Here is a 12,834-nt window from a genome sequence, read left to right on the forward strand (position 1 = left end):
CTTTTCCATTCATCACCGATCGGTGATTTAGTCCGTTTTTAGTCCAGCGGGTTGAGTCTCATTTATCGGTAGCCGCGATCTCGCTCTAAATCGTGAATCACTTTTTCCCAGATCCACTGCTCTGGGCGATCGGGATTGCGCGATCTCTCGTACTCAGTCAGTCGAGCAACCATCGCCTTATCCCCGCGCACCAATCGATACAAATCGTGTTCTGTGTGGGGTGAAACTCCCTGACGTACTCGTTGCCTTCTTGCAGCTTCCCGCCGGACCTGCTCAAAACTGATTTGCGGTGTGGGTGGCTGTGTCGGTCTCGTTGCTCCTGAATTCGGTTGTGAGTTAATGAATCGGGGCTGCGTTGGCGTTTTCCGAGATGAAGCCGACCTGGGAGTGAATGCTCTTTGCTGCGATCTGGCTCCTGAATGTGGCGCAACGAGACGAAGTAATCGACGGCGATCGGTCCACAGATAAAGCACCCAAATTAACAAACACGCGAACAAAGTAGAAAGCATAGGGAAAACTCGAAAGGCGTTTTTCATGCTCTTTCTGTCATCAGAAGGGGCTTTTCTGCTGTGATTTCAGTCATTCACGGGATTACTAAAAGTGCTAATTGCGTTCTAGGTTCCCTTATGGCTGCGATCAATATTGCGACTCAAATTCCCGCGAACATCAACTCGATCGAGCGTTTAGCGGCGTGGGCACTGCTCACCAACAAAGCCATCTATCCTGATGTCACATTCAATGAATTCGCCAATACGACTGACAACGTGATTCAGACCGGGATTGCTGAATGTGGAGATAAAACCGTTCGATTGATTGTGCGCGGGGCATTCCAGCTTAATCCGGATTACATCACCTCTGAGGACCCGCTTTGGATGGCAGTACGCGAAATTTCAGCCGCACAAATTCCAGCGGCGTATCTGCGATCGTAAATCAGATTCGAGTGGGGTTCAGCGATCGAGGAAGTTCAGGCTTTCTCGATTTTTCTTTAGCAAATTAGGAGATTCAATCAAATGCCGAGAGGACTTAGAGCCATAGCGGATCAGGATGTCATTGTTACCAAAGCAGGTGCTTCTTTCGGTATCGGTGGTGGTGCAAGAATTCAGCCAGGTAGAAGCTTTCACCCAAATCCTTATCCGAGTGGCTTGAATCCGAGCAGTGCTAGACCTGCTAATAACATTCAACCGTTTAGACCTAACCCTAATTCCCTGAGCAATCGCCCCTCATCGGTAAACAATGGGAATCCACCGGGCAATAGTCCTGTTAATCCACCAACTAGCAATCCTCTACCAGGAAATCCCACGACTAACAGACCTCCTGTAGTTACTCCTCCAAGCAGCAATACACCTCCTAGACCCGCCAATCCGACCTCTCCTACTCAAAATCCGACCGTACCGAATCCGAAGAATCCAGCATCACCAAAACCTGTGCCGCCTGGTACTAGCGTCCCTTCTGGTTTACTTCCCCCATTTCGCAATCCTGCTAGTCCTGGTGGTGGCAATGGTGGCGGTTCAGGCAATGGAGCTACGTTCAACTTCCCACCCGTTGAACGTGCCTATCAATTCAATATTCAACTAGGTGCAACCGCTTTTGTCCGTGCCACTGGTCAACCATTTATAGGTAATGGTAGCAATGGTCGGGTTGTTACAGGCTCGTTCTCAGGTCTGGGAGTTCCTGTTTCTTTGCGGCGCTATAGCGTTCCAATTAGTGACGGGATTCGGTATTTTCATGAGCTTACCTTTATCGATATCGCAGGCGCAACGATAAAGAATGTTTCTCAATCCGTAGATGACAACACAGGTTTTAGCGACAGGGGCGATCCGTTAGGATTTGTTCATCGTGATTGGACTATCAGAATCGACAACAACGATCCGAAGCCCGTTGATCCGCAAGCCGCTACACCTGGTTTTAATCCTCCCTCTGTGCCTCCGGGCTGGAATCCCCCTCAAATAGCGAACCCTGCTAGTCCTACTGCTAATCCGAGCACTCCGAGCAATCCTTTAACGAACTCACCTGCAAATCCGTTTAGGGGTCCGACTAACAATCCGAGTCCTGTTCTCAGCCCTAGTGGGAATCCAAATGCTAACCCTCTGAGAAATCCTACTGGTAGTCCTAGCAATAGTCCCTCTACTAACCCAAACAGCAACCCTAACCCTAATCAGGTAAGGAATCCTTGGCAGAGAGTTGGATTGAATCCATTAAGTAATCGAGAGGCTTTTAGTAATCCTACTAGCTCACCTAGCAATGCAAATCAAAATCGATTGACACCTAGCAATGCAAATCAAAATCGTGTCAATCCAAATCCAACTCAGAATTTGAATCCGAATTCAAATCTAAATCCGAATGGCAGTCCTACTCAACAGTTCAGAGAGCAATTAGAAAAACAATTCAAGGAAGAACCAAAGATTGATCCAACTCAGCAATCATGCCGTAATCAGTGTATGGCTGACTTAGGAAACCAGCAGAAAGGAAACAACGAAATGGTTGCTGTGCAAGTCAATCGCTTTCTGTTGTGGAACCGACTAATTGGAAGACCTCAGTACGTGCCTGAAACAATCATGGTTCCAAGAGGTATGGAGCAATTCGCTCGAATGATGGGCAATCGTACCGCAGACATCAGATCGCGCTTTGGACTCGCAGAACTTAGAGCAAGACTCGCTCAGATGATGAACATCATCAATACTGCTGCAACCCTGCATAATGCTGCAATGCTATCGACTAACTTAGCTCAAACGCTTGGAGACTTAGTTACTCAGAGCTTCCAAACATTTGGTCCTATGTTTGGTGTTGATCAATCGGTCGCTGAAACCTTTGATGCGAATGAAGTACTCGGAAAAGCCTTCAACGAAACAATGGAAAAGGCGATCGGAAAAGATGCTTGGAACGGCACTAAAACAGCTTGGTTAAAGCTGAATCGCATTGTTACTACAGCAAGCAACATTGTTTGGACAGTTCGATCGATGGGTGATAGTGCGCGAGAAATTGCAGAGTGGACCGCAGAAAATACCGGAAAGATTGGTAATGCTCTCAAGCGCTTCCGCGTCGTAGGAGAGAACGCCTATAGCTGGATGCCTGAGCGCGTCACGGCTCAAAACCGATGGCAACAGCGAATTCAGCGACTCATGGAAGGAACTGAAAACATTGATGACGCAGCAAGTTCACTGACTGGAGTAGTAGGAGAAGTTCGATCGATCACCGAAGAACTCAATGAACTGAAAGAGCAAAAACAGAGCTTTGATAAAGCAGTCAAAGAAGCTACTCCCAACAACCGACCAGACAATGATGCGACTAAAAAAGCGGCTGATCAGTCAGATCAAGCCAGCAAATCACCCACTCTGCAACCAGCCGATCGTGAAAAAGGAGATGCAGAATAGATGCCATTACCCAACAATTTCAGCCCCGCTGAACACTTGCAAGACACCATCCGCCGCACCTACAACCCTGAAGTGCGCGAATGGTTTGCTGACCTCACAACCGACGATCCAGATATCAGCACTCCGAGAGGCAGCCTCAGAACGGCTTGCACTCACATGGAAAACGACACGATGGACATGACACTATCGCGAATGCTGTTGTTTGACATGGTTGTAAAACAGCGATTTATGCAGGCTCAGTCCAGTTCAACCCGTGATTTGAACTATCGCGTTTTGCGCCGCACACGCCCACAAGTCACGCTCTACTTCCTTGAAGACTTAGAGGACGTAGAACCCGGATACGAACCCGTTGCAGGCGAAATCTCGTTTCGTCTGATGAACCAAACCACGACCACATTTTCTAACTCCGAAGCGATCGCGTTTGCCAACAAAATCAAAACTGAATTCGGAGCAAACAAAGGATTCATCTGGCGCAAAGGTCGAGAACTGTGTTCCTACACCGATTGGGACAAAGGCTATCAACTCCAGTTACTTGCTCGCAGTGAAACCGAGGCACGTGCATTGGTGAACAAAATTCTAGAGCTGCAAAATCACAACCCGGAATGGGAGTTTTTCAACCGCGTCGAAAATGGCGCACCAAGTGAAGCCTTTCCAGTCGTTCCACCGAGAGAGACCATTCTCGGCAAATCCCGCCGTTTGCCCCGTCGTCGTCCGGTTGCTGACGTGCGGTTTCAATACGCCACGGTCAAGCTCGCAGGTCTTGCCAAACCTGTGTACTTATTCGATCGTTCTGGACGTTACAGCAACGCTCTGGTCACGGGCTACCGCACCTAAATTTTTTGGCATTGCTAGGAAAGGTTGAACCTTTCCAGAAACTCGTAATGGTGTTTTTGGTTGGCTAAATTTGGCGCATGCTCATCACACGGCTACTTAACCTCAACTTCTTCTACAACGTATGTCAACAGCACCCAGATTTTCACTGGTTTTACGCGGTTTGCGCGGGCAGACAGCTCGCGATCGCTATCTTCAGTTTCTACAAGGTCTTGCAACTCAAGGCGAGGGCATTGGAACAAAAGGCAACCGTCCCGCACAAATCAAGCTCTATCTTGATCCGTTTGGCTTACCGTTGGGCACAACGGTCAAAATTCAGGCTTCTGCTCTCCAGCCGTCCTGGAATTTGTTTAGTGGCTTGAGTCAGGCAAACAGCCGCGTTACGCCGACGCTGGGCACAAACACCCCGATCAAGATGAGCAGTTACCGCCCTGCTCGCGTGGTTCGTCGTCAGCAATCGAGCCAAACTGGAGTTGCAGCGACTTCCAAGCTGACCGGATTGAAGTACCTGAAGTACAACACCGAGAGCGCATCGATTCCGTTTGGTCGCAAAGATGGCACTGACACAATGGTGGATGCGTTCAACGAAATTGTTGTGCAAGCAAAAGGTTCATCGACTAACTTGAGTTTCAGTTTGATCGAAGAGAAGGTCTAATGCACGTTCTAGAACCACTTCTGACTGATTTGGCACTTACGCCTGATCACAATCTTGCCGACATTGAAGCTGAAATCAATGCCCACTTTACCATTCAGCGCCTCACCGAGCGCTTTATGCGTGGGGATGCGACGATCGATGAACTCGAAGACTGTTTGGCTCAGTTTGGAGTCAATCCCCACGAGTACTGGGGCATTGTCGAAGACAACATCGATGCTGTGATCGATCAGCAAGTGGTTCTAGAAGATGCAGACACGCTGATTCTACTGCCGCCCTACCTATGAGCCGACTAATCATCGATCCCGCAAATAGCACGAACTGGCGGCAGTTGTATCAGCACAAATTTGTCACTCAGCAGATCAAGCCGCGTGAGCGCACCATTATTCCTGCAACTGTTCTACCTATCCAGGCAGAATCGCGCATTCTCGCTGCTAAAACATACAGTCAGTTTGCGAAAGACACTTGGCGCAAAGGTGGAACACTCACGCCGTTAATTAATTGCGGCATGGATGGATTCCAGCAAACCGCACTCGGTAGCTATTCGTTGCCGTGTAACGGAGCAAGATTGCTCATCTTTCCTAAATTCTCAACCACTTACCAGCTTAAGTTTTCGTGTCCGTGGTGGTTTGATGAAATTGAACTCACGCTCTATGAATACATGGGCGCTGAAAGCAACAGTACTGAAGACTTGATTCGAGAACTGCAAACGCAGGTACAGCTATTGGTATGACTTGGAACACGATCGCCACAATTCAAATCACTCCAGAATGGCAGTTCACATCTCCAATTCCCTTAAATTTGGGTTATGTGCGATTGACTTTCTCAACAGCGGGTGTTCCGGTGGCGATCGCCCAGGTTGAGCCGGACTTAGAAAACTGGAGCGATGAGCGTCAGATTATGGCGACTCCGTTTGCTCAAATTCTGGAGTTTTCATCTCCGCTCGTGTTCACAAAACGGGCACTCGCGCTGAAATCTCCCACTTCTACCGCACCATTTGAGGTCCGGATTGAGGTTTCCTCATTGCCGATCGACTTGGGCGGACCTGGCGGCGGGGGAACGATTGATCTGTTGCCTGTGCTGATGGGACAGGCGGAAATTCTAGAGCAACTGCAATCGATCGACGTGGAATTTGACCCGCAAATTGCCGCGAACATTCAATCGATCGTCAATAGCCAAGCATCTCAAAACACGGCTCTCAGTCAGTTGCAGACTCGGCAAATCGAGATTTTGCAAGCGCTCAACTCGATCGACGTGGAACTTGATCCACAAATTGCCGCGAACATTCTATCGATCGTCAATAGCCAAGCATCTCAAACCACCGCTTTGCAACAGATTAGCCAAGCGGTTGCGAGTCTGAATCCCTCAGATCGATCGCCCTACTTCGATTATCTTGATGCGCTTGTCCCCGTGGTTATCGTGCCGCTCAATGACACAACGACGGAGATCAGAAATCGCACCGGGGCAATCGTTGGCGCAATCAGTGGGACTTATCAACAGTCACAACCCTCACTGCTTACCAGTGACGCGGCTGCGCTATCGACTCGTTTCAACGGTGGTAGAATCGCGCTGAGTCAGTCCTACACAGCACCGCAGAACTACACGATCGTGGTTCGAGCGCGAATCACTCCGGGCAATAGCTTTGTGCCGTTCTGCCACTTTGGAGCTAGTTCTGAGTTCAACAATGCAAGCTTTGATCGTCAGTTCTTTATGTATCCGGACGGTCGAGTGGAGGTGTTTAACTTCAATGGCAGTGTAGTGGCAGCGACGAGTACAGCAAGCTTTAACGATGGATTGCCCCACACTTTTGTGGCAAGAACTGGACCGAATGGAATTTCGGTTTTTGTCGATGGCATTTTGGTTGCTAGTCGCTCGAATGCGGGAGCTATTAACCAAACTGGCTTTTGGAAGCTTTTTTGGATGTGGAATGGAATTATTAATCAGCCGAGTCTTGCCAACAATGTGCAAGCTCAGGGAGTGGCAATCTTTCACGATGCCTTAACCAATGGTCAAATCATCAAACTTTCTGCGCTATGAACAAGTTCAAGCTTTTTCTGATTCGATGCTTCTTGGTTCCACCTGCAACTCTGTTTTTGATTGGCTTCCTGATTTGGCTCTATGTGTTCGTTCCCAAATCTAAGCGCGATGAAATGTTTTCTTTAACCCTTCCAACTTATGAGCAAACTTGAGATTGCAATAGGTTTAATCACGATCGTCTCGTCGATCGCAGCCACGCTCATCTTTATTTGGAAACTGGGCAACGCAGTGGCAACGATGCAGTCAGATTTACGATCGCAAATTGCTGCATCGAATTACGAGCGCAGTATGAACGATTTGCGCTTAGAGCATCTACAAGATTCGCTCACGCTTGGATTTAACGGAATGCGGGAGAAATTCGAGCATTTCAGTACGCGATCGCGCTCAGAGTATGAAAAACTCGAATCTCGTGTGAGGCGAATTGAGAACGTTCTACAGAAAGAGTTTGAGAGCTTTGAGCCATGAATGAATTGAACAACCCGGAAAATGTCTGTACGGTTTACTACGCTGTGTTGGGATTGCTGCAAGGACTGAACGAGCTTGCAGACAATCCGATCAGCCTGAAAGAGCAAGCGACGGCGCTAAAGCAAATCGCCTCAAATTTTGAGTCCAGCGCCGATCTGACTGCTGCGTGGAATGCGATCGCCTCATGAATGCACAGCGCGATTTTTTGATCGTGGTTGGAAGTGCGATCGCGCTTTCGTTGATAGCAGTGTTTGTGCTGATCGTTTTGGTGCTAACACCGTTAATTTTGTAACCTCTACGTGCGGACTTGGTATAAGAACTCATAAGCCCAAGGTCGCAAGTTCAAATCTCGCCTGAGCCATCAGTTTCAACTATTCAGAACTATAAATATGGGGTAGAAGAAAAAACCTTCTACCCCATCAAAATTCTGGTAATTCTAAATTTGGTTTTCTCGCGGCATAGTGGCGATAAATTACGTCTGGCGACAAAAAATGGGGAAGATGAATCATCTTCCCCATTTTGAATTAATTAGCTGCGAGATTGGGGCAAGACTGCCATCGGATTCACAGCACCACGACCCGGCAAATGCACCTCAAAGTGCGAATGCGGTCCGGTACTAAATCCGGTGCTACCCATTTCAGCGATTTGCTGACCTTGGCGAACCTGCTGACCGACTCGAACCAAGATGCGGTTGTTGTGAGCGTAGAGCGTCACACTGCCATCTGCATGTTCGACTTCGACGAGCTTACCGTAACCACCATCATTCCAGCCTGCGGTGACAACTTTACCAGGAGCCGCTGCCATGATCGGGGTTCCAACCGGAGCCGCAATGTCGATACCTTTATGCATCCGTCCCCAGCGCCAACCGTAGGGAGAAGTTAGAACACCTTTTGCGGGCCAGATATAGCCGTTGAATCGTTGTCCTGGCATGTAAGAATCGGGACGACCGAGAGAAGGCAGATTCGGGGAAACCGTTTTGCCGACTGGAGAACGCAGAATCGGTGCATACGATTCAGATCTCGCTGGAGCCGCCGCGATCACTTGAGTTTTCGGCTTTGGAGCATCTGCCAGCAGTCGCTCTAACCGAGTTTGACCCGCAGCGGTTGGAACACTTCGACTCTCGGTGCGGAGAGCAGCTACGGGAGCGCTAGGTCTGAACTGCGGATTGACGCGACGCGAGGGCGCTTCAGTGGTTGAAACTTTAGGGGTCTCGCGAGGAGTCGATCGAGAAGACTGATACCGTTCCCGTAGGCGCGAGATTTCTGACAGCAGCGTGTTCACGTATTGGTCATCGCTGCGACGAACCTCTGTCGATCGTGATTCCGAAGGGCGATTCCGAGCAGGGTTTGCGAAGGCGAATTGACGAGCATCACCACCCACTGCCAGCGGAGCATTCGGAGGGACTGGATTTTGAGTCGAGGCAAGGCTCGGAACCGTTGGCACTTGAACAGCCGCCGCAGTCGGAGCTTGAGATTCGGAGGTTGCCGCAGGTTGAGGAAGTGCCTGAGCAATTTTTTGCGGAACTCTAATGAACTGATTTGCTTGCACCAAGTTCGGGTTGCTAAGCCGGTTCAGTTCTGCTAGTTCGCGGGCTGAAATGCCGTGTGCCTGGGCGATCGAGGACAGGGTTTCACCTGGATTCACTCGATAAGTGATGAGGCTCGACGTATTCGACTGGGGCAGGGTTGCAACCTGCACCGGGGTCGATTGGGATTTTGCCGTCTCCTCAGACTTCAACTCCGCCAAACTCTGCTTTAATCGATCGCGATTCTGTCTGAGTCCTTCCAGAGCAGATTGCTTCCGCGTGACGACCACTGAAGGAACGCTTTCCGGTTTACTCACCTGCGGTGGAATTACCGGAACCGCTTTGAGATTGGGCAGCGACTGAATCGGCATACCGCTAATCGCAGTTCGATTCGTAGCGGGGACTTGCAAGACTTGACCGACCGAGAGAACGCTGGTGGTCTGCAAACCGTTTAGGTTAGCCAGCCTTGCTACATCAATGCCGTAAAGTTCTGCGATCTTCCAGAGTGTTTGACCTTCCTGGACTGCGTGAGTGGCAGTCGGGACAGCGGCGGTCGGTTCAGAAACCTGGGGAGCATCCGCTGAGGTCGTCGTGCTAGGTGTCAGGTCAGATGTCGCGGGTTCAGTGGGCGTGGCAGCTTCCGCTTGTTGAGGAGCGGCTAATCCATAAGCGCCGACTGAAAATGCGATTCCGAGCATGGCAGCAGAGGTGCGAACGGTTCGATTTGCCTCTGGTGTGATCTGCCGGGGGTGTTCCTCCGTACTCTCAGAGTCGAGTACGCTAAAAGGAACAGAATTTGGGTCTTGCGGAACTGTTCGTTTCAAAAAAACGACCTCCTAAAGTGTGCAGCATTTAACTGTCATCGAGTCCGAAACTTGGTGCCAGTCACTCGATTAAGTTTTAATCAGACAATTTAACTGAGTTAGCGATGATCCCCAAGCAAGACTACCCTACTTTCCGACTTTTGGAAAATCGGCTCAGTCTTTCCGTATCTATCCGAAGAAATCGATAGCAGATTGTCTGAGTGGCTGTCAACTCGTGAATGCGGACTGGATCGGCTGAATTGTAAGTCACCACAGGGTTGAACTAGATTTTGAAAATCTTGAGCAATCAGGCGATGAGTGAAGCAATTCAACAGATTCATGTGCGGTTTCACGACTGTGAACAGGGTAATCCTTGCGGATGGATCTGACTGAAATCTTTTAGAACAAATTCGAGATTTTAGTCAAGATGTTTCTTGTTCGTATTTGATGACAAGAAGGTAATGTAAACCATACCATCGCTCAACCGTGATTTTATGTAGGCAGTTGCGATTTGTTTTTCTTAGCGCTCTGATAGGAATTGCTGAAATCCCCAGTTATCAAAGAGTTGAACTGCTGATTTGCCTGCCGATCGATTAAATTGATTTGATAAAAAATCCGCAAAATTACGGGCGCGAAGAATAATTTTTTTGATATGAATTTCTTATCGAAAATTCGAGATTTAGTGTTTCAAATCACTAATTCCTGATAGCGGATCTGCGCCTTGCTAATTTGAAAATTAACCGCGATCGTGCGTTAAATGGCGGAATAAAACGCCGATCGCGATTTCATTTCCAGATGTCTATATATATAGATAATTAGCTGAGGTATCCGAGTTGACGACGAGCTTCAAAGAGTCCAAGGGCGGCACTGACGGAGAGATTGTAGCCGCGAACTTTGGGTTGGTCGATCGGAATGTAGGCAAGAACGGGACAAATTTGCATCACGTCTTCAGGCAGTCCATCGGTTTCGCTGCCAAATAAAAGCCAGTCATTGTCCTGATATTCGATTTGGGTAAAATTCTGAGTCGCTTTGGCGCTGAAGCCGATCCAGCGTCCGCCTTCTGAGTCGGAATGGGCTTTAAAGTCTGCGATCGAGTCATGAATTTTGAGCGGGACGAATTCCCAGTAGTCGAGACCTGCACGTTTGAGATAGCGATCGCTGATTTCAAATCCGAGCGGTGCGACAAGATGTAGTTCGGTGCAGGTAGCAGCGCAAGTCCGGGCAATATTTCCGGTATTGGGAGGAATTTGAGGATGAACAAGAACAACTTTAGGCATGGAGTCAACAAAAGAGAGAGAGGTCAGCGAAAGATTACCGTATGGGAAAGTTTGCGTAATGCTGCTTATATACAATTTCTTAATGATTGAAAAGGGGTGATGAAGCATTAGATATTCTAATTACTTTCGAGCGTCTACCTAAAGTGAGAGAGGAAATCAATTTTTGTCATCAATTCTTTATCTCCCAGGGGCGTAAACTGTGGATGTTTATGAGTTAGGTCAGAAGATTGGCGGAAAAAGTTTGGACAAATGGCGGAGATGAAGATTTTAACGAGTTTTGCGAAGAGTTAGTGAAGGGGATGATTTGAGTTGAAGAGCAGTTTTGTCAGGTTGGGCTGAGTTTGGCAAGTTTGAGATTACTTTGTTCGGGGAAAATTTGGGTGTGATGGAGTCGTTTGATGCGATTTCGATCGCTCATGTGTGTTCTTAGAGGGTGTTTGAAAAGTAATCGTTGATCGCATTCACCCGCCCGGAAATGAATCTCCGGGCTAATCAGGGGAAGCCCACTAAACTGGGCTAAGAACTCCGCATTACTCTCTTAGCCCGCTTCAGCGGGGTTTCTTCCATTAGCCCGGAGATTCATTTCCGGGCGGACTGGCAACGCAGCAAAGCCGCTTTTTATACTTTTCAAACACCCTCTTAGCAGGGTGCAAGGTTTTAAGACACATATTTTTAAGACAGATATGAGGTGCAGTCTAAAAATCGCGCCTCCTTTTGGTCTTGGTAAAAATATCCAAAACAACGCTTTTCTTTTTGGTAATTTGAACTATAATTATTGAGACTCTCTACTGAACCGATCGCGCTATGTTTACGACTGCTGCTCCGACAAAACCTACACTGCCACGCGACTTATTTAGCGCGATCGCAGATCTCAAACGCGAATTGAATGCGGTGATTTTGGCGCATTATTACCAAGACCCGGATATCCAAGATGTTGCTGATTATCTCGGAGACTCACTAGGTCTGTCGCAACAAGCCGCTCAAACGAATGCGGATGTGATCGTTTTTGCAGGCGTTCATTTTATGGCGGAAACCGCGAAAATTCTCAATCCAGACAAACTCGTTTTATTGCCAGATTTAGACGCAGGATGCTCACTTGCGGATAGTTGCCCTCCGAGTGAATTTGCTCAATTTAAGACGAAGTACCCAGATCATTTGGTAATTTCTTACATAAATTGCACCGCAGACATCAAAGCAATGAGTGACATCATTTGCACGAGCGCCAACGCGGTCAAAATTGTGAATCAAATTCCTGCGGATCAGCCGATTATCTTCGCGCCCGATCGCAATCTCGGTAAATATGTGATGGAGCAAACCGGACGCGAGATGGTGCTATGGCAGGGAAGTTGCATCGTACACGAAACTTTCTCTGAAAAGAAGATGGTGCAGTTGAAAATTCAGCATCCCGAAGCAGAAGTGATCGCCCATCCAGAATGTGAGGAAGCCGTTCTACGTCATGCTGATTACATTGGGTCAACGACTGCATTGCTCAAATACTGTCAGAAAAGCGATCGACGATCTTTTATCGTGGTGACGGAACCCGGCATCATCCACCAAATGCAGAAAGCCGCACCTGATAAGCAGTTCATTCCGGCTCCACCGCTAAATAATTGTGCTTGTAATGAATGCCCGCATATGCGATTAAACACGCTCGAAAAGTTATATCTGGCAATGAAACACCGATCGCCTGAGATCACCTTGCCAGAATCAACTCGAATTGCAGCACTGCGTCCGATTCAGAAAATGCTTTCCATGAGCGTATAATTATCAGCGATTTCTTGCACGATCGACTGGGGTGTTTTGCGGATCGATCGTGCAACAAATTTCATGGTGTTGTAGTCAATGCCGTAGGAAATGTCACCCGGAAATTTGT

General features: G+C 48.3%; 14 protein-coding genes. 11 read left to right on the top strand and 3 right to left on the bottom strand.

Annotated elements, in window-relative coordinates; translation table 11 throughout:
• Positions 1 to 62 precede the first annotated feature (62 nt).
• Entirely contained in the window at positions 63 to 509 is a 447-nt protein-coding gene (locus tag ACQ4M5_RS17925) for a hypothetical protein (RefSeq protein WP_430677019.1), read from the bottom strand.
• A gap of 117 nt (positions 510 to 626) precedes the next feature.
• Here ACQ4M5_RS17925 and ACQ4M5_RS17930 point away from each other — a divergent pair, with 117 nt between their 5' ends.
• From ACQ4M5_RS17930 to ACQ4M5_RS17975, 10 genes are all read left to right on the top strand, one after another.
• The gene (locus tag ACQ4M5_RS17930) at positions 627 to 929 is read left to right on the top strand and encodes a hypothetical protein (protein WP_430677020.1); all 303 of its coding nucleotides are present in this window, start codon (positions 627 to 629) and stop codon (positions 927 to 929) included.
• An 81-nt stretch (positions 930 to 1,010) separates the two neighbouring features.
• Positions 1,011 to 3,371, top strand: a complete 2,361-nt coding sequence (locus ACQ4M5_RS17935; protein ID WP_430677021.1) for a hypothetical protein — start codon at positions 1,011 to 1,013, stop codon at positions 3,369 to 3,371.
• Positions 3,372 to 4,205, top strand: a complete 834-nt coding sequence (locus ACQ4M5_RS17940) for a hypothetical protein (protein ID WP_430677022.1) — start codon at positions 3,372 to 3,374, stop codon at positions 4,203 to 4,205.
• Between the two features lie 121 nt (positions 4,206 to 4,326).
• Positions 4,327 to 4,857: a hypothetical protein gene (locus ACQ4M5_RS17945; protein ID WP_430677023.1), complete on the top strand. Its 531-nt coding sequence runs from the start codon at positions 4,327 to 4,329 to the stop codon at positions 4,855 to 4,857.
• Positions 4,857 to 5,141, top strand: coding sequence for a hypothetical protein (locus ACQ4M5_RS17950; RefSeq protein ID WP_430677024.1), 285 nt, complete (start codon positions 4,857 to 4,859; stop codon positions 5,139 to 5,141). Before ACQ4M5_RS17945 ends, ACQ4M5_RS17950 begins: the two co-directional genes overlap by 1 nt.
• Entirely contained in the window at positions 5,138 to 5,587 is a 450-nt protein-coding gene (locus ACQ4M5_RS17955) for a hypothetical protein (RefSeq protein WP_430677025.1), read from the top strand. Before ACQ4M5_RS17950 ends, ACQ4M5_RS17955 begins: the two co-directional genes overlap by 4 nt.
• Positions 5,584 to 6,891 carry a hypothetical protein gene (locus ACQ4M5_RS17960; protein ID WP_430677026.1) on the top strand — a complete coding sequence of 436 codons (1,308 nt, stop codon included), beginning with the start codon at positions 5,584 to 5,586 and terminating at the stop codon, positions 6,889 to 6,891. The genes ACQ4M5_RS17955 and ACQ4M5_RS17960 overlap by 4 nt, the downstream gene beginning before the upstream one ends.
• The gene (locus ACQ4M5_RS17965; RefSeq protein ID WP_430677027.1) at positions 6,888 to 7,043 is read left to right on the top strand and encodes a hypothetical protein; all 156 of its coding nucleotides are present in this window, start codon (positions 6,888 to 6,890) and stop codon (positions 7,041 to 7,043) included. The genes ACQ4M5_RS17960 and ACQ4M5_RS17965 overlap by 4 nt, the downstream gene beginning before the upstream one ends.
• Entirely contained in the window at positions 7,030 to 7,356 is a 327-nt protein-coding gene (locus ACQ4M5_RS17970; protein WP_430677028.1) for a hypothetical protein, read from the top strand. Before ACQ4M5_RS17965 ends, ACQ4M5_RS17970 begins: the two co-directional genes overlap by 14 nt.
• A complete protein-coding gene (locus ACQ4M5_RS17975) occupies positions 7,353 to 7,544 on the top strand; it encodes a hypothetical protein (RefSeq protein ID WP_430677029.1) in 192 nt (63 codons plus the stop codon). Before ACQ4M5_RS17970 ends, ACQ4M5_RS17975 begins: the two co-directional genes overlap by 4 nt.
• A 340-nt stretch (positions 7,545 to 7,884) precedes the next feature.
• Here ACQ4M5_RS17975 and ACQ4M5_RS17980 read toward each other — a convergent pair whose 3' ends face one another.
• Both ACQ4M5_RS17980 and ACQ4M5_RS17985 read right to left on the bottom strand, forming a co-directional pair.
• Entirely contained in the window at positions 7,885 to 9,705 is a 1,821-nt protein-coding gene (locus ACQ4M5_RS17980) for a peptidoglycan DD-metalloendopeptidase family protein (RefSeq protein ID WP_430677030.1), read from the bottom strand.
• A 794-nt stretch (positions 9,706 to 10,499) separates the two neighbouring features.
• On the bottom strand, positions 10,500 to 10,961 hold the full coding sequence (locus tag ACQ4M5_RS17985; RefSeq protein WP_430677031.1) for a tRNA (cytidine(34)-2'-O)-methyltransferase: 462 nt from the start codon (positions 10,959 to 10,961) through the stop codon (positions 10,500 to 10,502).
• Between the two features lie 804 nt (positions 10,962 to 11,765).
• Between ACQ4M5_RS17985 and nadA the strand changes: the two genes are divergently transcribed.
• Positions 11,766 to 12,725: a quinolinate synthase NadA gene (nadA, locus tag ACQ4M5_RS17990; RefSeq protein WP_430677032.1), complete on the top strand. Its 960-nt coding sequence runs from the start codon at positions 11,766 to 11,768 to the stop codon at positions 12,723 to 12,725.
• The last annotated feature ends 109 nt before the right edge of the window (positions 12,726 to 12,834 follow it).

It is taken from the genome of Leptolyngbya sp. AN10, assembly GCF_050565645.1.
In the GTDB taxonomy this organism is placed as follows: domain Bacteria; phylum Cyanobacteriota; class Cyanobacteriia; order Leptolyngbyales; family Leptolyngbyaceae; genus Leptolyngbya.